Raw genomic sequence first — 26,103 nt, forward strand, 5'->3', positions numbered from 1 at the left:
TCCGCCAGCAACAATATAAATAATATGTCGACCACCACGCTTGATGCCGTTGAGACCAACATTGCCCTTCGCCAGTATCTCGCTGAGAAGATACAAAGGACCAACTTCTCGCTGACCGCGGTTATCCATAAGGTACTCGCGCGGTACAGCGGCGCCGAAGCATTCTTTGGCGTCTCGTTCGACAATATGGAAACGTTCAAGGCGCACGCCGTACCGATGGCCAAGCTTATGAACATGCCGTTCCTGGCGCTGTCGCCGGCGCTGCAGGACCCTCGCGATTGGGCGACGTTTGTCGACGGGATCATGTTTTCGACTGCAGTGTCGAAGCTGTCCTCAGCGATGCCCTTCGTCGACGACGTGACGGCGCGCGATATTTTTCACTACAACTGCGCCTATGTCTCGCTGCTGAAAGACGTGCTGCACCAGAGCGTGCTCGCAGCGCCCCTCCTCGGTATCTCGTTCGAGTTAGCCGAGTACCTGATGGGCTTGCCGATTGGACGGCTGGAAGCAGCAATCGGTGGGATTCGCTTCCCACTGTATAGATGGCGGTTTGACGACGATCGCTTCTGGCGACAATACGGCGCAGATTCTCTTACCGAAGAGGCCGTCGCTCACTATGTCATGCGCACCTCGAACCTCAAGCCGAGCGGGCTGCCTTTCAAGAATGTGTGCTCCGACCTGCGGCTCGACCGCGCTAGACGTGAGATCTACGCAAGATTGTTGATGACCCAGGGTTGTCGCGCTTCCACCGCCACAAACCTGTTTGGCGTGACTTCGGCGATCACTCGGAATACTTATCGAGAGATCCACGGCGTAAGCTCGCCATGCGGAAATAGTGCAAGCTCGTTGACGTGGTACGTCGAGCGTCCCGTGCACCGACTCCAAGCGACCATGCTCGTATGGCTCTATCGGTGTGCTCTCAAAAGCGGAGCGAACATTCCGGAAGCGCTGATTGCATCCAACGACGTTCTCGACAAGATGTTCGGTAGTCGGCTCGCCGTTTCGGCTGACCGCGCGAACCATCTCACCCGCTCCATGGCGATCGATTCGAGGTTGAATGTCGCACCGTGCAGAACCTGCGCGACGGAGTACATCTTGGCCAACGACGAAGGGAAGATTGAATTGGCGAAGGACTTCGTATGTCCCGGGTGCACTGGCGACCTGAAGCCGCGCCTGACCGAGCCTAAGAGCAAAGGCCGCAAGACCAAAAAGTAGTCACAGACAAAGGAGTTGTTGATGCCGCATGAATTCAACGTCGAGGCCGGTCTGGTGGTCTTCTCCCGCGACGGCCGCTCTCAGTTCGGCTGGCTCGACTTAGTGACCGGCGATTACCACGCCGAGTCCGACGGACACTGCATCACCGATGCAATAGGTGCGATCGAGTTCCAATCAGACGTGATGCACTGACCCATGCAGGACTTCGCTTACCTCTTTCCAGACAGCGTCGCCGCGTGGCTCGAAGGCCGCGGCGACGCGCGATTCCAACGGTACGAGAGGCACTACCGCGCCGATCGGGCGACGGCACAACGAAACGAAGCATTCGACCTTGAGCGAAGCAATGTTCGTTTCGCCCAGCAGTTCGGTTCAGGCCGGCGGCAGTTCGCGGCTGTGTCGAAAAGCAAAGCATTCGGCGCGCTGGCTACCTTCCTTATTCTCCTTTGGGGCGGCACCCTGCTTCTCTCTTCAGTCGGCGCGACGCAGCCCGTCGTTGTCGCCGTGGTGCTCAGCGTCGTTTTCATCGCCTTGCGGGTGAAGCACTTCCGCGCCCGCGCGAACGACCGGTAGCAAACGGTTGCGCCCAAACAACGGTGCCGAATTTCGAACCCGCACCGGGTACCAAAATGCGTGCGCCGCCATTGGTCAACGGCGATTTAACAACGAGGAAAGCGGGTTCGAGGCGGACTTCCAAGTCGCCTTGACTTCGGACACCGCTCGATAAGATGAAAGTAAGCAGATCGCGGGGGCGACTGCAATAACTAGATCGGAAACAACAAATGACGATTCAGAAGAACCTCAAACTCTCGATGGCCGCGATCGCTGCATCGCTGCTGGTGGCTGCTTGCGGCGGTGGCGGCGGTAGCTCAAGCTCATCGGCTGCGCCCGCTACCGGCGCGAGCAGCCCTGCGAACACGGACACGACAAGCGGTGTTGCGCCGCAAACGTCGGCCAACACGCCCACCTACGTTGCCAACTCATTCCAGCTTGCAGCCTTCAATCAGGTGAACGCCTATCGCAATGCGATGGGTGTCGGCATGCTCAACCAAGATCCGATTCTGGACACCTCGGCGCAGGCTCACTCGCTGTACCTCTTTAGCAATCTCGCCGACGGCGTGCTCACGTCCTTGAGTCACGACGAAGTGGCAGGCAACGCCAACTATTATGGCGACACGCCACTGCTTCGCGCGCAGAAGGCCGGGGCACCGGCGATGGAGTGGATTGCGGAGAATATAGCAGCGGGCGTGCCGGGCGGGACGCCCGCTGCGGACGCCGCTGATTGCATCGGACAAGCACTTGCATCGGTCTACCACCTGGTCGGCCTCACAAACACGCAGCAGACGATCGGCATCGGCTACACGCCGGGAACCTCCACGTATCCGCTCTATGCATGTACGACCGACTTCGGCACGTCCACCGGTGTTTCGGGTCCGCCCCCCGGCTCGAACACTGCTTCGTCGGTCGGCGGCCAGCAAATCTCCGAGACAGCGGTCGTTCACTCGCCTTACAGCAATGAAACGGGCGTTGCCCTGGCGATGCGCGCCGAGGCTACTAATCCGGCCGCTGACCTGCCGGCGCCGGGACGCCCGATCTTGGTTCGTGTAAAGGCTGCAAATGGGATCGACACTTTGACGGTGAGCCAGTACACGCTGACCGATAACACCGGTGCGGCGGTTGCAGCCCGTGTGCTCGTCCGGTCGACGGCCGTGGCCGGATCAACGGCACCGACCGTGGCAGATCCGAACAATCTGCTGCCGAGCGGGACTGCAGTTCTCCTTCCGCTGACCGCTCTCAAGGCGAGCACCACCTATACGGTGACGTTCGCGGGCGCCCGCAACGGAACGCAGGTTTCGGCATCGTGGAGCTTCACGACGGCCGCCGCGCAACAACATCAACAATGAAACTAGGCTAGGGTCTGCTCTTGCCGATCTTAGCTGAGGTGAAGCAAACGCCCCGCTGAAACACGGGGCGTTTTTCACTGGCGAGTGCTGCATCCTTCTAAGACTTTACCCTCCGCAAGCTCCACCGCCGATCATGCAGTCCTGATTCATGAAAACAGCGTAGGGACCGGCGCCGCCGACAGACGCCCAGGCCCCTGTGTCATCCATCGTTGTGCACACGACCTCATAAACGTTACTCTGGGTACCGTCCGTCTTGGTCCAATACTTGGTCCCGATGGACGTGTTGTAATACCACTGCGAATATCCCCTCGATTGGTACTGGACCCGGCTCGTCAGCGGCCCCAGCGTGATGCCGTCCTGCAATGCGCGCGCAGCACAGTTGGCTTTCGCAGTCTCAACGGGGTTATCAATGCCCCCCTGCGGAGGCTGGATCACCGGCGGCGGCGGAGGCGGCGCATTGCATGAATAAATCCATCCGCTTCCATTCCATGCCGGGCCCGAAGCGAATCCATACTGGCACGATGGTGGCGGCGTGGCGCACTGATACCGAACGCCAAGCTTCTGCCACGAATACCCGGCGTTACAACCAGGGGCAACTGGCACGCCGATCGGCTGATAGACGTCAGCGGCGTCAGCCCCGTTCCCAACACTGACAGCGCACGCAACGGCAAGCATGACGCCTGCAATCCCGATTACTTTCATTTTTTTCCTTATTGATTGGGATACGAACAGCCGACGTCGATCTCAGCCTGAAGTCCCAACTGATCGGCTATCAGGCTGTTAGCGCCATCCGCAAGCACGTTGTAAATCTGGAGCACCCACTGGCTGCCATTCCAGCCCATCATGAAGCGAGCACCAGCAAGCGGGGGATTGTGGTTCGCGTAGTCGGTCGTGAGAGTCTGTGGAGTTATCCGATACCACGCGGTTCCCCCTGCTCCGCACGCGGGGGGATTGACACCCCACCCGTTGTAGTAGCCGCTGTAGTGCGCATCGCTGCTGTGATTGGTGACCAAGCTGCTCACCCCCACCCAATTGCCCCACTTGTTGCACACGTACATGAGGTTGTTGCGGATCGTCACGCCGTTCCATCCGCAATTGCTCGCGCTGTAATTAATATTTGCAACGTTACCGTTCACGGTGTTGCCGGAAACCGTCCCCGACGAACTGACGTCTCCAACGTTAAGACCAGCGGGCCCACTGCCTTGATAGTTCTGCACGTAGAGGTTGCCCTTGGTACGCACCGCGGCATTGACGCTATCGCCGTAGTACATCGCGCCGTTGTCAATCTGCAGGCTGTTACCTGCCTGCAACCTCAGGACTTTGTTTGCGCCGAGGGTCACGTTGCCGACGTTCTGCATGTCCTGATTATTCGCGTTCATCGTGCCTGTCAGCGGGAGCGCGCCATCACGGCGGTAATACGGCGAATTGCCGTCCGCACCGAATCCATTGATCGCGAGGACCATCCCAGCCTTGCTGCCTACTGGATTAGGCAATGTCCACCCGCCGTGGATCCCGGTGACCGTCGCAGGCGCCCGGTTTGTCGAGTAGCCGAACTGCGCTCCCCCGGCCGCAGCGAGGACACCGGCGCCGGCGATGTCGGCCGTCTTGTCTGTCATGCTGATAAGCGGCAGGCTTGGATAGATTTGCGACGCGATATGGCAATTGCCCGCTGCTGTCGAACAGTTGTCGGGCACAACGGACAGCGCGATCTGGTAAGTGCCGCCCCAGAACGGCCCGTTCTTAAACGCGACCTTGTTGTTCGACTGCGCGCTCAGCTGCACAAGGGTCGGCGCAGCGATGGGCGTGGACGTCGTCTGCGAAAACCCCGCTGGAATGAGCGACGCGTAGTTGTTGGTGATGTAGCTGCCGAGCGCCGAATTGATCGACGCAATGTTCTGCCCTTCGATCTGCAGCAGATTCTGGCGTTTGGCAGCGATGTCTTCCTTGATACCCTGTACCGTCAGCAAGGCCGCGCCGACCAGGACGATCAACATCTCGAGAATGCTTCCCATGTCGGCGGTCCGCGATCAGGTACGGGTGGTCCACAGTCCCATCGACGCCATCGCGCCGTTCGACGCGCATGCAGTGGCGACCGTCTGCGGGTTGAACGTGACCGTCGGCGAAAAAATGGTTGTGCCGTTGACAGTCACCTGCGTATAGACGGTGATCAGCGCAGCGGCACTCAGGGAGCAAACCGTCGATGTGACTGGATACGTCAGAATCAAAGAATCATTCGAGGTAACGAGCGTGCCGACGGCAGCCGTCACCGTGCCGTTGAACATGCCCTTGACCGCTGACTTGTCCGATGCGACGCGCGATCCCGCGGAATCAAAGGCGTGATTCTGCGCCAGCACCGTAAGCGTTTCAGAGGAGAAATCGGCGTCGTTCTGCGTCGCGTTCAGGATCCCGGTGTGGAACATCTGGGCTTCGCTTTTGAACTGAGACGAATGAATCAGATCGAGCACGTACTTGCCGCCCGCATAGACAGCCAGCGCGAGTAGCGCAGCGCCAGCCATCACCGCGCCTGCCTCGATCATCGACAGCTCGCCCGACTGCTTCTTGGCACGGGCAATTTTAAGAATGCGCGCCCGGCGCTCTTTGATCGGGTCGATTTGGACTGGTTGCATGTGGTCGTTGGTCATTTTGGTTTTCCTTAATAGCTTGAAGCGGCGGGATTCCCCGATGTGAGGTTGACGGCACCCGTCACGACGTATGAGCCAATGCCGAGGGTCAGAAACAGTGCGGCAGCAAAGCCGAGCAGGATGAAGTGCGTCGTTCGAGCGTTGCGCTTAACTGCTTCGACGACGCGATCGAGCGACTCGCGGCCTAGACTCTTGATAGCGGCTTCGAACAGATCGCGGCCCGCAGCGTCGGTGATCGTGTCGACGATCGTGACCGAAAAGATGCCGGTGTCGAGCGCGCGCATCGGCTCATCGGATCGGGCCGTCAAGCGTCGATCCATGATCTTCAAATGCCAGCGCAGCCACGGATCGGCCGTCTTGAGAAGCCGGTCGAGCGCCGCGCGCAGCGTGAGATTGGAGTCGAACAGGCCTGCGAGCGAGACGATGAGCAGCGCCGCGCGGAGATCGCGGCGATTGCGCCAAAGTAGCGGCATGCGGTCGAACCTGTCGCGCAGAGGCCCAGACCAACGCTTCAGGCTCGAAAAATAAGCGAGCACAAGGCCGATCATCGCCGTGAGCGTGAGCCACCAGTACTCGTAGCAGAACGTGTCGACGTGATAGAGGAACCGGCCAAGATCGGGCCATTGGTCGAGCGGCCGGACGTCAAGCACCTGCGGGAATATGACGCCGCCAAACAACATGCAGTACGCGTACATGTATATCAGCAGCAACGCCGGGTATGCCATCTGCACCGAGGTGGTCGACGACAGCACGCGCTTAGCCTTCGCTGCCATTTCCGCGAGCTCGAAGCCGCGAACGACCGCATCTTCGCGCGAAGACTCATCCGCGATGTCCAGCAGCGCGTATTCGTCCCCAGGGACGAATGGCTTGATTGCGAGCGCGAAGCTTTCCCCGCGCTGCATCGTCTCGCGGATGCGCGCGAACACACGCCACTCGAGCTTGCCTCGCGAACGGCTGCGCTTCTCGTACGTTTCAAGCCGGTCGAACAACGTCTCGGTGTTGCGCAGGCCCTTCGCTGCGATATCGAGACGCGTCTCGCGGTAGAAGTCCTCGCGCACTTTCTGAAACTGCCAGCGCGCGACGAGCAACTGCTGCCGCACGGGCAGCATCTTTGCGAACGTGGTGATCATGGAGGACCAGGTTTAGACCATCAAGCCATCGACGCCGGGCATCACGCGGTACTGCGCGAACGACTGCATCGAGCGATTGATGAATTGTGGGTCAATCAAACCGCGCGAAGCCTTGAAAAGAGCATGTTCATATAGCGTCTTTCCAGTCATATCAGCGTTATCGAACCCGGTATGACGCTCGCCGCGCCAAACTGCGCGCGCACCGGCCCAGTCGCGCTCGGCAACCCGCTCCAAAAATTCCGGGGTCGGGCGATACAACTCGGCAGCTAGCGACGGGCGCTTCGTGCCACCTGCCACCTTGCCGTTGCGCGTGAAAAGCCCTTTAAGCCGGCAGTGTTCGCAGCCGTCGTAGTTGCGGCACGCCATCCGCGAGGTGTCGAGGCCGAACTTCGTGCGCAGCAGTTCGAGGTCAGCTTTGGGCATGACGTCCTCCGCCGGCAGCTTGCAGTGCTCGCAAAGCGTCGGGATCAGCTTCTGATTGCCGACTGCATTGATGAATCCCTCGGAAGCCAGTTCGTCGATCGGCAGTTGCAGTCGCCCTCCCGCCATACGCATCACGGCAGCGATGATGTCGCCCGCGTGCAACGAAAAGCGCACCGGGTGGCCGGTCAGCGCAAGTTCCGCGACCAATCCCATCACGACGCGGTCACGGACTTCCCCGATCGTCAGATCGTCTGGGTCCTGCCGCATCAGCGTTCGGATGACTTCCGCGTACTTTCGGTTCGCTTCACCGTCAGTCTCATCCGGGCGGCGGATGATCGAGTAGTCCGACAGCCACGGCATCGGATATTCGGACGGCTCGTTCACTGCGAACTGCTTCTTGAGTTCCCGATCCGGCAGCATGTATGAGAGCGCGCGCAGCGTCGTCGTCTTGCCGGAACCGGTCTCGCCGGTGAGCGCCGTGATGCCGCCGCTCACATAGTTGAGCGTTTCGATCAGCTCAAGCTGGCTCTTCTCAAGGCCCATGTCTTTGGGCAGCAGCACCGAATAGTTCTTGAAGTTGCCGTCGAGCAGACGCAGCGTGACGTCATAGCCGCCAACGAGCGGGGATGACTGCCAGCGCAAGTTGACCGTGTCCGTCTTGACGACCAGCGGAATCATCGCCGACTGCGGCGCGCTCGGCTGGAAGCTGTTGCCCGAGTTCGTGTTGCGCTGAACGAGATCGCTGTACGCCGCGAACAAGGCGCGACGCACGATGGCCTTCGGCATGCGGCTAAACGTGTACATGTCGCCGTTCACGCGAAAACGAACTTCGACCTCGTTGTGGAATTCCCGTGGCTCGAAATGGATGTCGCTTGCGCCATATGCGTGTGCGGCCTCAACGATGTCCCGGAAATTGCCGATCGCGCGGCTCGCTTCGCGAACTGTGGAGTTCGCGGACGCCGCGGCCTTACCCGAGTAGATTGCGACGATTACGGCATCGGTCGCGATCATCTCCTCGCGCACGAGTATGTCGTTAGCGCCCAGATCCTTAATGAAGGTTGCGTACTGTGCCTTCTCTGCGAATCTTGCGGTGGCCACTGTGATCGCCACACCCGGTTGCAGTTCAACGGCGACGAACTCTTTGCGGGCGGCTGCGGGAATGCGCAACGCGGCGTCGTCATCCGCTACGGTCAGAATGCGCTTGAAGTCAGGAAGTGAATCGGGCGACACGAGTTCCGGCCGCCCGGAAGACAATCCACCGCCTTCGGGCTGATCTTCGTCTTCCGCTGGCTGCTCCTGCTCTGCCTTCGTGAGCGCAGACATCGACTTTTTCTCGGCCGAGGCGATGGGCCGCTGAGGCGCGACATCCGCTTGCTTCTCGAACGCAAGCGGGCTCGCATTTGCACCAGACGTGCCGTGCGTGTCGGAAGGCGCATCGTCTGCGGCGACAGCATCGTGCGCAAGGCTTGCCGACGGCGCGGCCATCGGCTGCGGCTCAGGCTGCACTTTGTAGCTCGGTCGGGCAGCGGCCGCCACCGATTCGACTGTCGAGGCTGCACCATTGACTTGCACGCCGTGCTCCCTGGCCGCCATCGCCGCAGACATACTAGCGAAGGTGGGTCGTTCGAAGCTAGGCGGGACAAACGGGCGAAACGCCACGTCATCGTCGGCCGCATGCACCGGAGTTTCGGCTCTCTCAGGCACCGCCTGCGCCGGCGAGTGCCAATCATCGCCAACCTCTGTGCTCTCGACGTCCTCAATGTCGCCCCCCGACAGCGCTCGACCGAGAAACGTGACTTGGGGATTCACTGCGCGCGTGCGCTCCGGCGACGCTTGCTCGGTTGCCGTTTCAGCCGATATTTCCCGCCGTTTCCGTTTTCCCGCAACCGGCTCACCGGCCGCGAACTTCGGTTCCGCGCCCGCGCCAGGCTCGATGAAGCTCGAGCGCGGTGCGCGGAACCGCTTCAGGAAGCCACCACGCGGAGCATCTGGTGTGCCCTGCTCTTCTTGTGCGAAAAGACCCATTTCTTATTTCCCGAACGGTACGAAGGTGGAAGCCGTCGACGCGATACCGCCCGGAGGAAGCGGCGATGACAGATCAGTGATCGCCCTGACGGCTGGCAAGTCCGGAATCGCGGCGGGCGCGTCGGAGGGCGCAGCGATGGTCTCTGTCCAGTGGCGCTTGCCGTCGACAAGATTGACGGTGAAGCCGTCGATGGAGGCGACGGTCCAACCGTTGAGCAAGCGGCTGCCGCTGCGCGCGGTATAAGTCGTGCCTTGATAGTCATACAGGACGTAGGAGCCCGACATGTCGGAATACGCGCCAACGAAGGTTGCTGTAATGACGCGCTTTACCGGGACACTGGGCTTGTGCTCAAACTTGGGCGCGGCCGGTGTGGCCGCCGTCACCGCCGCAGGCGTCGCGCCGAGCGGCGAAGCAAGGCCAACGCCGTTGCCCGGCGCCGCTGCCCCGCCTTGGCCACCTTGCGGACCCCGCATCGAGTCGACGAGCTTTGCGCGCGCGAGCTTGTCAATGTCGTCCAGCGTGAGGTGACTTTCCTGCGAAACCGCCGCGCCGGCGACGAACATGAGCGCACCGAAGCAGGCGGCCCGTGCTGGCCACTTAGTTGAGAACATAGTATTTACCCTTCGCAGTGAAATGCACCCCGGTACCGTCTTCCTTCAACTCGACGTCGAGGGTGTCCAGTGCCATGTTGTCCGGCAGGCGCGCGAGGAGCGCGCTCTGCCATTTGTATCCGTCGATTTGCCATGTGCCGCGCTGCACGAGCGGCCCCTGCACTTCGCCAGCCAGCGGCTGTCGCGGAATGAGTCGCTCGGCCGGCTTGATGTCAACGACATAACCGTGGCTATCGAGCGTGTCTAGCTTGGTAGAGAGCTTCTGCGGGTCGGTCTGCAGGGTCTTAATGAGCGCCTGCTGCGTGGGCCACGTTTTTTGTTCACCAAGCGCTACCCGTTCGGCCACCGTTACTTCGGGCCCCTGCGCGGCCAAATGCCAGCCGTCAGCGTTGAAGACGACCGGCCGCAGCGACTCCGCCGCGCGCGCGTCGAATTCCTTGAATGTGCCGCCTTGTCGCTTGTACGTGACCACGCACGGACCGGCGATCGTGCAGGATGCTTTTTGAAACTGCCATCCCGCGACGTTCGTTTCCTGCGCGCCAAAACTCGCGAGCAGCTTGGGTGCAAGCTGATTGGCAAGCGGAGCAGGCGCGGCCAGCGTGCGCATGACAGCCGACTGGTACTCCTGCATGAATGTCGGCGGCGGTGCCGGCGGCGGAGGCGGTGGGTTGAGCACATCAATCAACTGCTTGCCGCCGAAGAACACGGCAGCGAGGATGACGAGCAACGGCACCGTCGTGGGCACGGCGACCGGGATTTTCTTGATGAGGCCGACCGTGCGCGCGACGATCAGCTCGCGCAGATCGAACACCTCATCGATCGCATGGAGTTGCGCACCGTGGCCGAGCGTCGATAGTTCGAGTCCCGCCTTCGCACAGGTGTCCTCGATCGCCTCGCGCTTGTCGGCGAGCGCGTTAAGCGCCACTGCCTCGTCAAGCGCGACGGCGCCGCGTTGCACCAGCACTAGATGCACGAGTTCATCGTTCTGAATGAGGACAAGCACGGCGGGCCGGCGCCAGACGCGCTCGAGCGACGCAATGCGTGCGGCAGCCGAATACAGCTTGCCGCCCTTACGGTGCACTGGCTCGAGCTCGCAGAAGCCGACGATCGTCTCGCCCTTCGACTTGAACTCGGCGTAGTGGGTCGCGCCGGACTCCTCGATATAGTGCCGGCGTTCGGCGCGGGCACCCTTAGCGGAGTAGGCGCGCCAGTCCAGCCCGAAGACGAGCTTGGCGCCCTTTTCTCCCGGTATGGATTCGAAGTGCAAAGGCATTTTTACCCCGCGCTCACATCGACGGGACGACGGTTGCCGTCAGCATGATCACCTGGAACGTACGACCCTTATTCCACGCGCCCGAAAGACCACCGATACCGTTGTTGCTGCTGCCGTCATAGCGATTGCCCACCGCGCCGTACAGAACAACCGTCTGTCCATCCGACAGTGCAATGGTCTGGTCGTCCTTGTTGCCGATGATGTCGGGCAACTGGATCTGCTGCAGCGTGTCGCCCGAACCGGTGCTGATGGTTGTGAACGGACCATTCAGCTTCGAGCTATCGCTCCAGTACGACAGGATGATCTGGTTGTGGTCATTGACCGACGGCAGGATGTTCACGAAGTCACCGACCGTCACCGACCCAGGTTGCAGACCCGGCACGCCAGCAGTACCGCCCGAGATGGAACCGAGGCTAGGCGTTGTTGCAGCGAGGTAGCCCTTTGTCTCGAAGGATCCGATCGAAACCGGCAAGCCATTGAGCGTCATCTTCGTTTGGGTGTTGTCCTGAACCGTTTTGCCGAAGGCGTTTAGGCCGCTGATGACTGCGTTGGTGCCTTCCATGGGCGAACCCGGCTTCAAGACGGACAAGCCCACGGTGCCGCCAATTGCAGTTGCCAACGACGCGGGCGAAGCAACCGAGATTGAGTAGCGCTTCAGGCCGTCCGAGATGCGGTTGAAGACGATGTCGGCGCTCACGCCGGCTTGCGACGAATTGCTCAGATCGACCTGCAGGGTACGGACTCGCAGAGCGACTTGACGGGTCGAGATCGCGTTCTCGCGCGCGAGCAACGCGCCCATGCGATCGACGGCTTCCTTGGTGTCGTGAACCATCACCAGGCGGCTTTGTGGATTGACCACGACTTCGCCGAGCGGCGACTTCAGCTTTTCCAGCTCCGACTGGATGATCGCAATCTGGTCAAACGTGCCATCGCGCCCGGTCGACGTGATAGACGAGAAAGACCCGGTATTGCCCGACGTGCCGCCCGTGGTGCCACCGGATGCCTGGTTGCCGGTCGACGTATCCGTGCCCTTCGACATGGTGGACTTGATGGACACCTTGCCCGGGATCGCCGCGATCGTGAACGTCTTGGTGACGAACCGGCTGATGGAAATGGTGCTGCCATCGAACGTCCAGTCGAGGCCAAGGTTTTCCGTCACGCCACGCAGATATGCGCCTACCTTGCAGTTACACGCCTGCGCGTACACCGGCTCAACGTTGGACTTTGCCATCGCTTGCGGCTGCATCGGGGCGCTCTGCCCGTTCCCGGCGTTGGTCTTCGGAATCAGCGCGTCGCGCGGAATGAACACATCCGGGCTCAGATGCACCGGATAGCCGGTAGCCGTCGAAACGAGCGTGGCGATTTTGGACAGCGGCAGGTTGCCCGGAAAGACGACCGACTTTTCGCGGAAGATCGCGGGAAGTGTCGCTTCATAGGCGACCGGCACCAACCGGTCGCCGAGGAACGCGGTCGGCACTTCCTCAACGAGCGACATCGACTCTGGGCCATTGCCCATCGCGCGCGTGGCTTCAGCATTGGTCGCGTCATAGGCATGGTTCACGTCCGATTGCGAGACAGCGCAGCCGGTAAGCGATGCAGCCACGAGAATGGCAACGGCAGATTTGATTTTCGTGAGACGCATGGCGGTTACTCTTGGCAGTTGGCTGCGCGTGCGACGACGCGGATAACGTTATTGGTGTGCTTGCAGACGCGCGTGGGCGTGCGCATGTGATTGGTCGCCTGCATCACTTGCGTGAGCACCGACTTGAAGTCCCCGGTGAACGTCGCGTTGAACTCGAGCGGCAGGTCGTCATCGATCTTCCAAGCGAGTTGCCAGCCCTGCTGCTGCAGCCAGCGATCGAGCGCGTTGCGCATGTTGATGTCCTGCGGCGTGATGGAAAAGGTCAAAAGTCCACCGGGGGCCGTTGCACCGCCTTGGGACGGCACAACGACCGGAGCGACGTCCAACGAGCCCACAGGTGACGGCGCGGCAACACCCGGAAGCGCCGAAGGCGCAGCGCCACCGATCGCTGCCTTGAGCGCGGCAGGAGAAGCGGGAGCAGCGGGAACAACAGGGACCGCAGCCGCAACGTGCGCAGAAGGCGCCACCATCGCGAGCTGTACGACCGGCGCCTTTGCGACCGGCGCGGACAGCAGTTGCCAACCGTCACCGGGCGGCGGCGCAAGGCGAGACTGATCAGGTTCCGCAGCGGCAAGACCCGATACGGTCGTCAGTGCAAGACACGCGAACAAGTGGGCCACCATGCGCGCGGTGCGATGCGTTTGAAGAGAAAAAGTAGGCGTCATGTTGGTCAGTTCGCGCGTTGCAGGCGGCGGTAAATGTTGTTGGCGTAGATAAGCTGCTTGTTCGAGGAAACGGCGTTATAGGCACCGACCGCTTTCCATGTCGGACCGAACTGCTTGATGTTCGAAGCGAGGATCCAGGTCCCCACATAGGCGTTCACGCAGGCATCGAACAGGTGTTGCCGGGTGATGCCGAAGCGCCCCAGTTTTGGAAGCCAGGACGAGTTAATCTGCATCAACCCGATGTCCTCGCTTCCATCGCTATTGCGGTTCGTCACATACGGGCGCATACCCGACTCCTGCTGCGCGATCGCGCGTACCACTTGAACGCTGACGCGGTGATAGCGCGCGGCATCGTCAAGACAGTCGGCACGCGCATGCACGGAGACGGCCGCGCAAAGCAGCGTCGAGATGTGAATCAAAGTCCGGTTCATGACGCGGGCCGATCGAAGAACCGCACATCATGTTTGCGCAGCACGTTGACAACGTTGCCGTCGGCGTTGACGATGAACTGGTCGGCGGTGCCGTTGAATTTGTAAAAGCGGCCCTTCTGCTCGCCCGAGCCCATGTGCGCCACGTCGGCGACCGTCACCTTGCCGACGCTGTCAGCGAACTTGAAGAACGTCGAACCGTTTTCATCAAACACGCTTTGCAGAGCAGCCTTGTTGGCCGTGTCGAACTCATAGACGGTTCCGGCGACACGGGCGACTTCGACCTTGTCGGTGCCGTTGGAGATCGTGAAACGCTCAGCGCGGTTGAACGTCACCACGTCGGTCGCGTCATCCCACTTCGGACGCAGCGACTTGCCGTCTTGTCCGGTCACCTTCAGCTCAGTAGCGGGCTTGGCGGAAAACTTGATTTGAATGTGGCTGTCGTCACCGTCCCGGATCGCCAGCGCGCCGAGCTTCGCTGCCAGGATGGACCCCGATGCGGCGGGCGCGTCCGCGTCGGCTTTTTTCGCGATATCTGTGATCGGGTCCGCACCGGCAGTCACGCTCGACGACGCGGCAACAGGACTTGCCGCGACCTGCGACACCGGCGCGACGTAGTTGACGGCCACCGACTGCGGAGCCGAGCGGCGAAGTGTTACATGGTGAGAGTTGAAATCGACGTCCGCGTACAGGTCAGAATTGGCCACCAGCCGATCGAGCGACTGCATCCAGTTTTCGCCATCACGCGTTCCGAAGCTCGTCGAGGTCGTCAGATCGATGTCTTTCTGTGCCGATCCGGTCCAACCTTGCGGCACCAGCGCTTTGACCAGTTGCGCGAGCGGCAGCGTGGCGTTCAAAGGCCGGGTGCTTTCGAGGCTGCTGCGCGGTCCGATCAGCGCAAGGCGACCCGAGAATCCGGAAAAACCTGAAGGCGTGTCGCTGCGCGCCTTGTCGCCAATGAAGCGATTGGCCTTTTTCCAATAAGCAGTGGCGCTCGAGCCGCCCGCCGAGTAGCGGATCACCTCGGGCGTGCCCGGCACAACGATGTACGGTCCTTGGCTATGTCCACCGTCGACGCGCAGGGACTGCCCGGCACGCGGCTGGAAGTAGGTGTCGCTGCCATCGTTGAAGACGAGCGCCGGCCGCTCAAGCACGTTGCCCGCGATCTCATAGTCAAAGTCGAGCGGGTCGGTGCCAGCGGCCGCTGCATTGAGCGTGACTGCGGCGAGCGCGATAGTGAGAAGAGAGAGCGTGTTCTTCATAGACCGCGTTCGATTTGAGAGAGGTGCTTCACGAAGCGCGCGAGGTATTCGCGGCCCGGGGCGGGATTGGCGCTGTGGTAGTACGCGACGGCCTTTACGGCGGAGTGCGTGAGGCGGTAGTTCTCGTTGAGGATGTCTTCGGCGACGCGGATGTTTGTCGCCGGTCCAAGGGCATCCCAAGCGTTCGTGAAACGCTTACTGTGGTAGCCCCAGTTGATCTGCATGATGCCGACGTCAAAGTTCGACCGGCCGTTGCTGATCAGATAGCGGACCGCGCGATACGCATCTTCGCGAGTGCGAAAGAAAAAGCCGCGACCCGCGACATTCAGCGTCCAAGGCCATGCACGACCGTTGTATGCCGACTCATTAAGCGCGATGCCAGCGAGGATTTTGGGATCGACGGACGTGTGCATCGCGTCGAACGGCGCCTGCGCAGATGCGCATGCCCATCCGCCACGCCGCTCAGTAATGCTCGCTTGCGCGTCATCGGTCAGGGTCGCGGGGCGCAACCAGCCCGCCTTCACGAACAGGCTTTCGAGGCTGACGGGTGATCCGTCGACGTTGACCGCAATCCCACCAGCCGCGGCCTCCACCGTTTGGCCCTCAAATCGGTTAGCCCACGCCAGAAACGGCTCGAGTCCGCATGCGTAGACCGGTTCGCCGGGCAGTTCAACGATCGCGCGTTTCATGCCGTCATCGACTACGATGCGCGTCGGGCTGATGATCGAATCGATGGTCGCCGCGTGTGCGCCGAACGCAATCATCGACAGGCACGCAGCCGCCCACGTCTTAGTCATGGTACGGCTCCATGACGATGTCCTGCGTCACCTGCACCAGGAACTTCTGGCCCGGTTCAACCGTGATGGTCGGTGGGATATTCTGATTGCGCTGCATGGTGGTCTGGGCCGTCGCTGCCGCGACCTGCCCTGCCGTGTCGCCATACGTAGTGACACCGTTCGGCGTCGCGGTCGTCGCCGTCTGCGAGCTGCTGTCAAACGCCTTCAGCAAAATCGCCGTAATGAAGCCCGCGCCGAAGATTTTTAGGAAGTGGTTGTTCACGTCGCCTGAGAACCCGGCATAGCCGTTTTGGTCGGCACCCTGCATGCCGTTGAGCGGCACGCTCTTACCATTAGGCAGACGCAGACTCGTCGATGCGACGAGCAGACGCTCCTGACCGACTTTGACGTCCGCGCTGTACATGCCATTGATGAACGCGCCCTTCGGGATCATCAAGCAGTCGCCGCGCAGGCTGTCGTAGATGTCCTCGTCCACCATTAACGAAACGCGACCCGGCTTGTCCGAGTTCAGCCCCTCCACCGTCTTGACGTGTATGACGTGCGGCGGCGTCAATGTGCAACCGGTCGACCGGCCATTGAAGGTTGTCCGTCCGATACCTCCCTGCGAAGCCGCGTCGCGCAGGAAGGCGCGGTCGCGATCTTCCGGTGCTTGGCCCTGCTTTGCCAAGGCTATCGCCATCGCATCGGGGGTGTTGGCTCCCGCAGCGTTACGGGCAGCTCGTACCTCGTCCAACGAAGGGACACCAGCGGGCAGTACGCCGGTCCCCGGGTTGGCCGAACGCGACGCGCCTGCCTGTTTGAAGATGGAGGACGTATAGATCGCGTCTTGCGCCGCCTGCCGCGAAAGCTCGCGCGTGTCCGTGCCCGAGCCTTTGACTTCTTCCTGGAAGTCCGCGCCAGTCAGCATCGGTTTGACAGCGGGTTTCGGAGCCGCTGCTTCAGACGCTGCGCGAGCGGCAGCCTCCGACGCTGCTGCGTCGCGCTGCTGACGGATCATCTGATCGATGTCGTTGTTGTTCGCGGCAGTGGGCGCTTCCGTACTCGACCTAAGCGCGGTCGCCTTCTTAATGCGGGCCTCTTCGTCTGCCTTGTTCGTCGCCTGAAGCTGATAGTAAAAGCCAAGGCCGCCGATCACGACCGCAGCCAGAATGCCGATGCTCATGATCGCATTGCGCGGCGTCTTGCCCTTAACGAGCGTTTCTTGCTCCGCAGTAGGCGTGGCCGCCTCCGGTTTCTTTGCCACGGTTAGAACACTCCGAACATGCGCCGACGGCCGCGCGTCACGGTAACCTCGTCCTTGCCGGAACGCAGCACGATCTCGTCGGCCAAACGCTGAAGCACGAGGAAGTCGCCGCGCCGAATGAAGTTCGCAACGACGCGGTCGCCGTGGTCGAGGATGAATGGAACCGGCCACTCCTGAGCTTTCGCGGGCATACGCATCCAGACAGCATGGCCATCATCGAAAACCGTTTCCGGCGTGAATTCAGCGCGGCCGTCGACGCTGTAGTCCCAGTTCAGCTTGTCGGGCGCGACGCTGATGCTTCCCGAATCAGCACCACCACGGTCGCCGTTTCCAGACGCATTTTCGCGAGCGCTGACGCGGGCGATCGGCGCGCGCGGGTATTGAAAGCGCACCGTCTGATAGAACATGCCGCCAGCCGGCGACGCAATGAGCGTGAAGTCGTACTCGCGCAGGTTCGTCGTCAGGTGAAGCGTGTTGACGAGGTCGGCCTTGTGCGGCTTGATGAACACGTGATTCATCTTGTCGTCGTCAATCTCCCACTGAACGCTGTCCCCCATCGCGGGGTCGGCAATCAGCTTCTCGCCCTTCTCCAGCTCGATCGTTGTCAGCTTCAACGGCGCGGTCAGCACGCGGTAGATCTGGTCGCGGCTGTACGGGAAGACGCCGATGCGCGCATCGCCCGGCATCGTCAAAGGATCAGCGCCGCCATTGAACGTGTTGGTCGGGCTCATCGGGTCGCCTGCGACCATCGCGGCATTAAAAGCCGAGTCGCTTGCGGCTTTCTTAGCTACAGCCGGTTGGGCAAGGAGCGCTGCGCACGCAGCGAGAACGCAGATGCCGATGACCGGCCGTTTATGGAGAATGGTTGCGGTCATGCTTATGCGGTCCGCTCAAGGCGGAAGAACGGAATGAAGATGCCGAAGGGGTTCGTGGTGAGCGCCTGCTCAGCAGTGGGTGCGACGATCTGATAGCGCAGCGTGAGCGCGTACGACTTCACGTCCGGCTTGCCCGTGGCGCCGGCTTGCGACGTCGTCGTCGTAAATTCGACGAGCACCGTCGAGTCTTCAAGCAACGCGATGTTGCGCACGTCGACTTCGCGGATCAGTTTCGGGTTTGCCGTGATTTGCTGGAACGGTGTGTCAGTCTTCAGCCAGTCGCGGAACTGACCGGCTGCCGCGCCGATCATCTGCGCCTTCACCGCGTTGATGTTAGCGGTCATGCGCGAAGTCTCGAGCCGGTCCGTCAGCACGGGCTCGATCGTGAACCAACGAACTGCCATATCTTTGACGGTCGTCCGCACAGCTTGCGAGTCTGGCTTGTAGGCGACGAGCTCGGTCACGATCGGGTGCCCGCCGGTATCGGCAGACACGCCCACAACGCGAGTAACGGAAGGCGGAGGTTGCCGCGTCCATACCGCGCCGACGGCAATCAGGGCAAGACCGAACGAGATCAACATCCACCGGTTAGCTTCGAGCTTTAGCTTCGTGCTTGTCTCGAAGATGACTTGGCTTGGATCTTCCTCCGCGTACCTGCCAGGAGCCGTAGACAGCGCGGCCCGACGCTTGTTTTTGAAAAGACGCATGGCAACCCTTTATTAATGGTCACCATTGAAACAGCACGAGCGTCCTCCGTTTTTTCGAAAGAAGGCTAATTTGGTGCGCCATTCCATGGCCTTCCGCTCAATCGCCATCTGAAGCGGCAGGCGCCAAGCAGCAAATTGCGTGGAGACGGCGTTTCATAATACGGAAAGTGTGCCGAATAAGATGGAGGTGAATATTCGGCACGTTTTGTAACAAAGGTTTTTTCTTTTAAATTCAATGATTTGACCTTGTGCACCGCGAAGGTGGGACGCTCTCCGGAGAGCGTCTCTGGCTGTGCAGGGGCGCTTCTGAGCGCCCCGCGGAGCGAGCCAAGACCCTCGTGCTAGCGTTTTCAAGCAGACCGACGCTATGAATGGTCTTTCTGCTTGTCATCCGGTCCATGGGCAGTGCTCGTCCTAGGCGTTGCCAGGGTAATCCTCAGATCTCTTGACCGACTCTAGGCAAAGGCTCGAACTCGACGCCTGGCGCATCGGCCCTGGCAAAGGGCGATGCTCCTCGAGAATCCGGATGTCGCCATTCAGCGCCCGGAAAGTCACCGCCGTGGCGAGTATCCACGCAAGATGCTGAATTCAGTCCGCACCGTACTGTGCTGCTAACGCAAAAGAAGTTGGACAATGGCGGATTAGATGAAGACGCGGCGGCCGTCGAAGTAGTGACGGTCACCGGCGAACAAGACTGCGAGGGGGATCTGCGCAGTTAGTGCATGACCTCAAAAAGGCTGAAAAGAGCATGAGACCAGCCTAACCGCCGAGCTTGATGAAGAAGATCAACGTTTGCGCAAGTCAACATCGACGAGCGCATTAGAAGTCGAAGACAAGTCCGAATGGAATGGGCCTCGCAAAACTGTATGGCCGGCCGAGCGTCGGGTCGGTGTTTGGAATGACCTGTGAGTAAGCAGATGTCATCGGGTGCCGCAGCACATCAGGTTGCAACGCGCCCGGATGTCCGATCCAAACCATCGTGCCAACGAAGGGTCGCTCAACAAGCGGGCACAACGGGACGCATCCACATGCGGTCCGCCTACTCTTGGTATTTGATCGCGATCGACCCTTTGCTGCGCGGCGGCTTGCTCCGTCAGCATCGCCTCGCGCAGCAAGGGCCGGATAATCTCGTCTGGCTTCAGTAGTGGTTACAGTTGGGGAAATGCGGTCTTCAAAGGCCGCGGTTGCGCGCTCGCAGAAACGAATTCCGCATCTCGATTCACACGTGATGCCGGCTAACGTTGTCTTCGAAAGGAAACAGCACCAACATTGCGTTTGAACCGAACGTTCATGACCGCCACCTGAACCAGCGCTGCGATCTCGTTGGCGCCCATCATTAGCTCTTCGGCCTCGTCTAGCTTTACCTTAAATTCAAAGACCATTGCACCCTGTTCTCGGCGCACTGCCAGGTCCACTCCTTGTTCAGGCCGTACCTGTAGCAGATTCGCTACTATCTCGTTAGTTGTCCTTCTGCGAGGTGTGCTCAACAATTTGTTTGCCCGCACCGCCATCTCGCGTTCGCCGATTGCCTTTCGGATCTTAAGAAGCGTAGCGCCAAGATCGTACGTTAAGCGCTTCAGTTCAAAAAGCTGCAGCACGTCGGAAGGCAGCTCTGAGATTGCTATCGCCTTCGCAAGACGGGTCCGCTCCCACGTTGGACACGCGGCCACAGCAGTGACCATCGACGTCCATCGTCCCTCTTCGATTCCTCGCTTGTACTGAGTAGCCATTGCCAAAGGCGAAATCTGGGAGACGATTCTTTGGGGTCGGCGCGCGTCCCTACCGTCGAGACGATCGATGATTTCGGACCAAGCCAGTCCTAGAGGGTCAATCTCCATCGCACGCTGACAAAGCACGTCAAGCCCATGCTTCCGCGCAACTTGGACCAAGTGCCGAGCCGTCTCGGGCCATACGCCCGCCGTTTCGAAAAGCGCCAATACCGGCTGCGGCAGTTTCGAAACAGTGATGGCACGACTCAAAGCTCCCGCGGTCACTTTTGGCGTAAACCGCGCGAAAGCAGCGACCGCTTGTCGGCGCGTTTTCCATGAAGTCCCAAGACCCGAATGATAGAGCTCGGCCAAGGCGAGCGGGTCGCGAGATATCGGCGTTCCAGCTAATGCAGTCATCGTTCCTTGTCCTGTTACACCGGTGATTATCTGATTATCTGATGCAGCCGCCTGTGCAAAGGGACGAAAGAAGGCGAATTTAGGCTTCGTTTCAGACGTTTGACTACGCGTCTTCAGGTTATCTTCCACCCCCGACGTATGCTGGGCGACGGGATGGCAGCGAAGACCCGTCGCTCGATACTCGAGATTACGATCGCGTTCTCACGAACGAATATAAGCTTCCGCAGGTCCCTGTTGACCCGGGAAGGCGCCGGGGCGGCTTCGAAAGCCTGTCTGCAGGAGGCCGACGGGATTGCCTTCAGCAGCATGGTCCCTTGCGCCCTTCGCGGCTCAGTAGCCGTCCGTGGCGGTTGCAAGCGTCCTGCAACGGTATGCCACAACGTTCGTCGAGATCCGAAGAGGCTTTGCGTCCGAGATGTGACAACACTGAAGCGTTCGCACTCTCAAATCCGCCGACATGACATCGTCTCGAAACCGGTTCGGTTATCTGAATGAATGCGAGGGGAGCAATCCCGCAGGGGTCGGTGAAGTCGTGGCGATGCCACAGCGTATTGGCATTTTGCAAGCGAAGACCCGGCCGATCGGCTAATCGAACAGCAGCTCGCGCACATCCGCTGTGCGGAGGATATCGATCAAGCTGCAAACGTTTACGCGCGTTTGACTGAAGAGTGCGATTTTGGGGGAAACGAGCTTTCGATCAGGCGCGGCAGCAAAAGTCGAGCGCGCCATGATCGAGCGTACGAGAAGGGCAGGGACACGAGCTTCCGCTGCCGGCAGGATTGCACTCTTAAGAGTTTACTTGAAGTAAACCCGGTTAGCGAATATGCTCCGTCTGATGCAAATCACCCTCATTTTGGATGTCTCCATCTAGTTTGAGGGTGATAACCCAAAACTCGGGGGAAATTAATGTCCGAAAGCGACGTGCTCATATCGAAATCGTTGGCGGTCGACGCGCCGACATCAATCGCCGATCTGCTCTCTATTAAGGAGCGCAGTCAGCGCGCGTTCAGCCATCGGCGCGGGCTGCTGCTTGAGCCGTACCCGCGAAAAAGAGCACCCGTGTTTACGTCCAGTGACATTATTTCACTGTGCGAACTGTCGCGCGACCAGTTTAAATACTTGGCGAAAAAGGGCGAACTGCCCAGCGGCCACCAGCCGCAGAACAAACGGGCCAAAGAGTACTCGCTGGCCGACGCTATCACTTGGGTGCGCGCAACGTCCAAGCGCGCCGTGCGCCCTGTGGGGGCTCGGGGCAGAATCATCGCCGTCGCCAATTTCAAGGGCGGCGTTGCCAAGACATCCACTGCGGTAGCTCTTGCCCAGTCGCTGTCGCTTAGCGGTCGCCGGGTGTTGGTGATCGACTGTGATCCACAAGGCTCAGCAACCCAGCTCTGTGGCTACGCACCGGATGCCGAGATCGAAGATAAGGACACGATCTTGCCGCTCATCTATCGCGATCATCCCACGCTTGACTACGCGATCAAGGAAACGTATTGGCACAATCTGGATCTGGTGCCGGCCTCCACGATGCTGTTCGATGCGGAGTTCGAGATCCCCAAGCAGATTGCTGATGCGTTAGAAAAGCGCGTGCAGTTCAAATGGTGGGACATTCTGCGCGCCGGCCTTGAGCCGGTGGCGGCGAACTACGACGTGGTGATCATCGACACCCCGCCCTCACTCAGCTATATCACACTGAATTCCCTGATTGCTGCCGATGCGATCCTGATGCCCTGTCCGCCCGAGGGGTTGGATTTCGCGAGCTCGACGCAGTTCTGGGACCTGGCTGCAGAAACGCTGTCAGGCGTTCCGGGTTTTGAAGAGTCGAAGCAATACGACTTCGTCAACATCTTGCTCACCAAAGCGCGGAACACGGACCTCTCACGGAAGGTTCGACAGTGGCTCGCCGACGCCTATGGGGAGCGCCTGCTGCCCTTCGTGATTCCCGAGTCGTCCGTCCAAACGACCGTGGCCGCCGGCCTGTGCACCATCTACGACACTACGAAATCAGATTGGAGTAGCGGGACGTACGCGCGGATCCGTGAGCCACTCGATCAGCTGACCGACTTCGTGAACTCACATCTGGAACTAGCTTGGAAGCGGGAGGTTCAGCATGAGTCGGTTTAAGGATCGGCTGTTCGACAAGATGACGATCCCGGACACGTCGCCAGCTGCAAGTAATCTGACACCCGCACCGTCAGTCAAGGATGGCGGGCGGACCTCTCCGGGACGACTGCTCAACGCCCAGAATCGGATTCTCGAATCAGATGAACGTCGAGCGGAAGCAGAAAATAAGCTCGCCGACGCCCTCGCTCGCATTCAGGATCTGGAGTCAGCCCAAGCAACGGGAGAACCCTTGGAGCTGCCGGTCGGCAAGCTACACGAAGTCCCTGGGCGCCGTCGGTACATGGCGCCAGAGAAATACGTCGAATTGCGCGAAAACCTTCGTCATAACAAGCTCGTGCACCCGGTGGTGGTCCTACCGCGCGCCGATGGCGAGTGGGAAATTTGGTCCGGCCATCATCGCTGGGATGCCCATAAGGACCTCGGCAAAACCACGATTCGGTGTGTGCTCGGCACGGTCGATGATGAGCTCGAAGCAACCGATGGAGCGTTCTTCGCCAACCTGATGCAATCGGATCTGACGGACTATGAGAAGTATGTCGGGATCAAGCGGTTTCAGACAGGACGCAACAACCTCTCGCAATCCGAGGTCGCAGAACGCACTGGGTTGAGCAAACAGTTCGTCAGTGAGCTCTTCGCGTTTGACCGTCTGCCCGCCGAAGCACTCGCGATCATCGAGAGCAACAAGGCCATAATCGGCTGTACGGCGGTCGCAGAACTCGCCTCGCTGACTGAGTCCGGCAAGGCTCAGCGCGTGACCGAGGCGATCAAGTTGCTGTCGGAAAAGAAGCTCGACCAAGGTCAAACCGTGAAATTTGCACGAGCCGCCGAGATCTCTCAACGCCCCGCGCCCGCGGCCGAGACGTTCAAGGTGAAGTTCGGGAAAGCCACATGGTGCGCCGTGCGCCGCGTGAAAAACGTGATGCGACTGGAATTCAAGGACGAAACGGAAGCGGCGGAGGTGCAGGAGGCGATTCGCCTGCATTTGGAGAGTCTTGTGCAGGCGCGGGGACAACATAAAAGGTAAGTCGTTGATTTTAAATGCGTCGGGAAACCGGACAGCACATAGGAGCACGTCGATGTAGACGGCACAAAAGACAAAAGCCTTCGGCGGCAACCGAAGGCTTTTGAATGAGGGCTTGACTGGAATCTCGCCCCGCACACTCACCGACTGGAAATCGGTAAAGAGAGTCAACACCTCCGAGTGTAGCGGATCGCAGAAGTCAGTCAAGTGAATCCAATCCATTTTCTTCAAATGGACGACTGACATGTGCATCGCACCTACGCTTCGCGTGGTCGGCGAGGGTGAGTCACATCCTTTCGAGACCGAATCGCTTGCGACCGACACCACCAACCTCCCTTGGGTGATTTTGCGTGCGGTTCATCGTGCTGCTCAACTCGATGGCGTCTCGACGCGCGCCCGTTCCGTGCTCGCAGCGCTGGCCCGTACGGTGGACGCCAATAATCCGTTCGGCGAGATTTTCGCCCGACGTACGCTGCTGAGCGAACGTGCAATGCAATCCGAGCGCACCTTCTACCGCAGCCTTGCCGACTTGGAAGCAGCCGGACTCGTCGAACGCCCGCCTCAGCGCCGCTACGTCGAGGCCGGTCTCTTCGGCCGTGCATACCTGCACCTCACGCAAAAGGCCGCGGAACTCTTGGGGCTCATCGAAGCTCAACTGGCGCCGTCGGATGAACGGGCGCAGAGCACCGCAACGTCCTACGTTCAAGGTTTTGAGGCACCGTATGTCAATGTGGCAGACGGTGCTAATACTAAGGATCTTGACCCTAAAGCTTTTCAAAAGAGACAACCGGGCCAAATCCCTCAGGACCTACAGCGCCTCCGGACCCTGGGCTTTTTGGATTTCTTCATTTTCAAACTTATGCGCGAAGCGCGTGAGGCAGGTAAGCGCCTTTCCGATGTCGTGGAGGTCTGCTGGCAGCATCTGAGCCAAGCGAAACACCCGATCAGCTACCTCCGAGCTCTTCTGGCGAGCACCACAGACTTCGGTCATCAAATGCGGGCCAAGGCCGCGGCCCGCAGCGCCGCACAAGCCGCAGTTCGTGAACGTGAGGAAACTCGTGCCACGATGAAAACCCTGGACGGCCAGACCTTCATCGACCGTCGAGGCGAGACCCGCTACACGGTGACTGACGCCGGCATGACACTCACGGTCTACAACGTCGCTGAGGGTGTGGCGAGGCGTGCGGTAGGGCAGTGGACGCAAAGCTTCGTTAAAGCCGTTAAACAGGGTCAGATTACAGTGCAAAAAGATACGGGGCGCACACGCCATGATGCGGATGCCGTTGTTGAACATGCTACCAAGGTCCGTCAACCCGTCGCCTCCGCCCGGAAAATTACGCCAACCGTGTCCGACCATCTGCGCCAGCTGCGTCGACTTTGCCTCCGGGCGTGAAACAGTCAACCATCAATCTCCAGATCGCTCAAACCCGCATGCAACAGGGCTCACCGGGCAAAACCTCGAAAGTGTTTCACGCTTTTCTGAAAACAGTTTCTAAAAAGCGCCGCACCCCTGGCCGCGTGCGAGCTTAAAGTGCCCGTTTTCCTCGTCCTACCGGCGATTTGTATGGCGCGTTACGAAAACCGTAGCAATCATTACCCTTCAGGAGCCAGTACTACCCAGCAGTTTTAAAGCATAGTCACACCTAGAAGACATGGATCCGCCAACCATCGATCGTGAAGCGATTCTCGCATCGGTACGAGCGGACTTTGAAGACACCCGGCGCAAACACTATCGTCCAGTCGATGATCTCATGCGGTGGGCGATCAACCTGTCACCAACCACTGATTCCACCCGTGCGTCGAGTCGAGATCGCTGAGGCTCGTGACGAACCCCGGTATCGTGTGCAAGGTGGTCCGGTTACGCGAGGAGATTGTTCATTGCGCACATGCCGTGTTGCCATCCACGGTTGGCACCTGCGTCGGCGTCGCCCGGTTTCGAACGGTTTCATCGATCACCCATCCGGCCCTCACATTCGCGGGCATAGGAAACAT

Annotated in this window: 22 protein-coding genes; 7 read left to right on the forward strand and 15 right to left on the reverse strand. The window is 60.1% G+C overall.

Going from position 1 to position 26,103, the window contains the following annotated elements; translation table 11 throughout:
* Positions 1–24 precede the first annotated feature (24 nt).
* From PQR08_RS30755 to PQR08_RS30770, 4 genes are all read left to right on the forward strand, one after another.
* On the forward strand, positions 25–1,215 hold the full coding sequence (locus PQR08_RS30755; RefSeq protein ID WP_408163425.1) for a hypothetical protein: 1,191 nt from the start codon (positions 25–27) through the stop codon (positions 1,213–1,215).
* A 21-nt stretch (positions 1,216–1,236) separates the two neighbouring features.
* On the forward strand, positions 1,237–1,407 hold the full coding sequence (locus PQR08_RS30760; protein ID WP_408163427.1) for a hypothetical protein: 171 nt from the start codon (positions 1,237–1,239) through the stop codon (positions 1,405–1,407).
* A 3-nt stretch (positions 1,408–1,410) separates the two neighbouring features.
* Complete coding sequence (locus tag PQR08_RS30765) at positions 1,411–1,785, forward strand: hypothetical protein (RefSeq protein ID WP_408163429.1); 375 nt, start codon at positions 1,411–1,413, stop codon at positions 1,783–1,785.
* Between the two features lie 209 nt (positions 1,786–1,994).
* A complete protein-coding gene (locus PQR08_RS30770; protein WP_408163431.1) occupies positions 1,995–3,116 on the forward strand; it encodes a CAP domain-containing protein in 1,122 nt (373 codons plus the stop codon).
* Positions 3,117–3,826: 710 nt separating this feature from the next.
* Here the strand turns inward: PQR08_RS30770 and PQR08_RS30775 are convergent.
* The 15 genes from PQR08_RS30775 to PQR08_RS30845 form a co-directional block, all read right to left on the reverse strand.
* Positions 3,827–5,128 carry a hypothetical protein gene (locus tag PQR08_RS30775; RefSeq protein ID WP_408163433.1) on the reverse strand — a complete coding sequence of 434 codons (1,302 nt, stop codon included), beginning with the start codon at positions 5,126–5,128 and terminating at the stop codon, positions 3,827–3,829.
* A gap of 15 nt (positions 5,129–5,143) precedes the next feature.
* Positions 5,144–5,758, reverse strand: coding sequence for a hypothetical protein (locus PQR08_RS30780; RefSeq protein WP_408163435.1), 615 nt, complete (start codon positions 5,756–5,758; stop codon positions 5,144–5,146).
* 11 nt (positions 5,759–5,769) lie between these two features.
* The gene (locus PQR08_RS30785; RefSeq protein WP_408163436.1) at positions 5,770–6,888 is read right to left on the reverse strand and encodes a type II secretion system protein; all 1,119 of its coding nucleotides are present in this window, start codon (positions 6,886–6,888) and stop codon (positions 5,770–5,772) included.
* 12 nt (positions 6,889–6,900) lie between these two features.
* Complete coding sequence (locus tag PQR08_RS30790) at positions 6,901–9,336, reverse strand: GspE/PulE family protein (RefSeq protein ID WP_408163438.1); 2,436 nt, start codon at positions 9,334–9,336, stop codon at positions 6,901–6,903.
* A gap of 3 nt (positions 9,337–9,339) precedes the next feature.
* Positions 9,340–9,900, reverse strand: coding sequence for a hypothetical protein (locus PQR08_RS30795; protein ID WP_408163440.1), 561 nt, complete (start codon positions 9,898–9,900; stop codon positions 9,340–9,342).
* Between the two features lie 34 nt (positions 9,901–9,934).
* Complete coding sequence (locus PQR08_RS30800; RefSeq protein ID WP_408163442.1) at positions 9,935–11,221, reverse strand: type IV pilus inner membrane component PilO; 1,287 nt, start codon at positions 11,219–11,221, stop codon at positions 9,935–9,937.
* Between the two features lie 13 nt (positions 11,222–11,234).
* Complete coding sequence (locus PQR08_RS30805; RefSeq protein ID WP_408163444.1) at positions 11,235–12,863, reverse strand: type II secretory pathway protein; 1,629 nt, start codon at positions 12,861–12,863, stop codon at positions 11,235–11,237.
* 5 nt (positions 12,864–12,868) lie between these two features.
* Entirely contained in the window at positions 12,869–13,528 is a 660-nt protein-coding gene (locus PQR08_RS30810; RefSeq protein WP_408163446.1) for a toxin co-regulated pilus biosynthesis Q family protein, read from the reverse strand.
* 5 nt (positions 13,529–13,533) lie between these two features.
* Positions 13,534–13,959: a lytic transglycosylase domain-containing protein gene (locus PQR08_RS30815; protein WP_083747108.1), complete on the reverse strand. Its 426-nt coding sequence runs from the start codon at positions 13,957–13,959 to the stop codon at positions 13,534–13,536.
* A complete protein-coding gene (locus PQR08_RS30820; RefSeq protein WP_408163448.1) occupies positions 13,956–15,218 on the reverse strand; it encodes a TrbG/VirB9 family P-type conjugative transfer protein in 1,263 nt (420 codons plus the stop codon). Before PQR08_RS30820 ends, PQR08_RS30815 begins: the two co-directional genes overlap by 4 nt.
* Entirely contained in the window at positions 15,215–16,015 is an 801-nt protein-coding gene (locus tag PQR08_RS30825) for a transglycosylase SLT domain-containing protein (RefSeq protein ID WP_408163450.1), read from the reverse strand. Before PQR08_RS30825 ends, PQR08_RS30820 begins: the two co-directional genes overlap by 4 nt.
* Complete coding sequence (locus PQR08_RS30830; protein ID WP_408163452.1) at positions 16,008–17,258, reverse strand: TraB/TrbI/VirB10 family type IV secretion system protein; 1,251 nt, start codon at positions 17,256–17,258, stop codon at positions 16,008–16,010. The genes PQR08_RS30825 and PQR08_RS30830 overlap by 8 nt, the downstream gene beginning before the upstream one ends.
* A 2-nt stretch (positions 17,259–17,260) precedes the next feature.
* The gene (locus PQR08_RS30835; protein WP_408163454.1) at positions 17,261–18,133 is read right to left on the reverse strand and encodes a TrbG/VirB9 family P-type conjugative transfer protein; all 873 of its coding nucleotides are present in this window, start codon (positions 18,131–18,133) and stop codon (positions 17,261–17,263) included.
* A 2-nt stretch (positions 18,134–18,135) separates the two neighbouring features.
* Entirely contained in the window at positions 18,136–18,840 is a 705-nt protein-coding gene (locus PQR08_RS30840) for a VirB8 family type IV secretion system protein (protein WP_408163456.1), read from the reverse strand.
* Positions 18,841–20,075: 1,235 nt separating this feature from the next.
* Positions 20,076–21,095: a hypothetical protein gene (locus tag PQR08_RS30845; RefSeq protein WP_408163458.1), complete on the reverse strand. Its 1,020-nt coding sequence runs from the start codon at positions 21,093–21,095 to the stop codon at positions 20,076–20,078.
* A gap of 777 nt (positions 21,096–21,872) precedes the next feature.
* Between PQR08_RS30845 and PQR08_RS30850 the strand changes: the two genes are divergently transcribed.
* The 3 genes from PQR08_RS30850 (at position 21,873) to PQR08_RS30860 (ending at position 25,504) form a co-directional block, all read left to right on the forward strand.
* Complete coding sequence (locus PQR08_RS30850; protein ID WP_408163459.1) at positions 21,873–23,090, forward strand: ParA family protein; 1,218 nt, start codon at positions 21,873–21,875, stop codon at positions 23,088–23,090.
* Positions 23,077–24,114: a ParB/RepB/Spo0J family partition protein gene (locus PQR08_RS30855; protein ID WP_408163461.1), complete on the forward strand. Its 1,038-nt coding sequence runs from the start codon at positions 23,077–23,079 to the stop codon at positions 24,112–24,114. Before PQR08_RS30850 ends, PQR08_RS30855 begins: the two co-directional genes overlap by 14 nt.
* A gap of 241 nt (positions 24,115–24,355) precedes the next feature.
* Entirely contained in the window at positions 24,356–25,504 is a 1,149-nt protein-coding gene (locus PQR08_RS30860; protein WP_408163462.1) for a hypothetical protein, read from the forward strand.
* Positions 25,505–26,103: the final 599 nt, after the last annotated feature.

It is taken from the genome of Caballeronia jiangsuensis (genome assembly GCF_046030135.1).
Taxonomy (GTDB): domain Bacteria; phylum Pseudomonadota; class Gammaproteobacteria; order Burkholderiales; family Burkholderiaceae; genus Caballeronia; species Caballeronia jiangsuensis.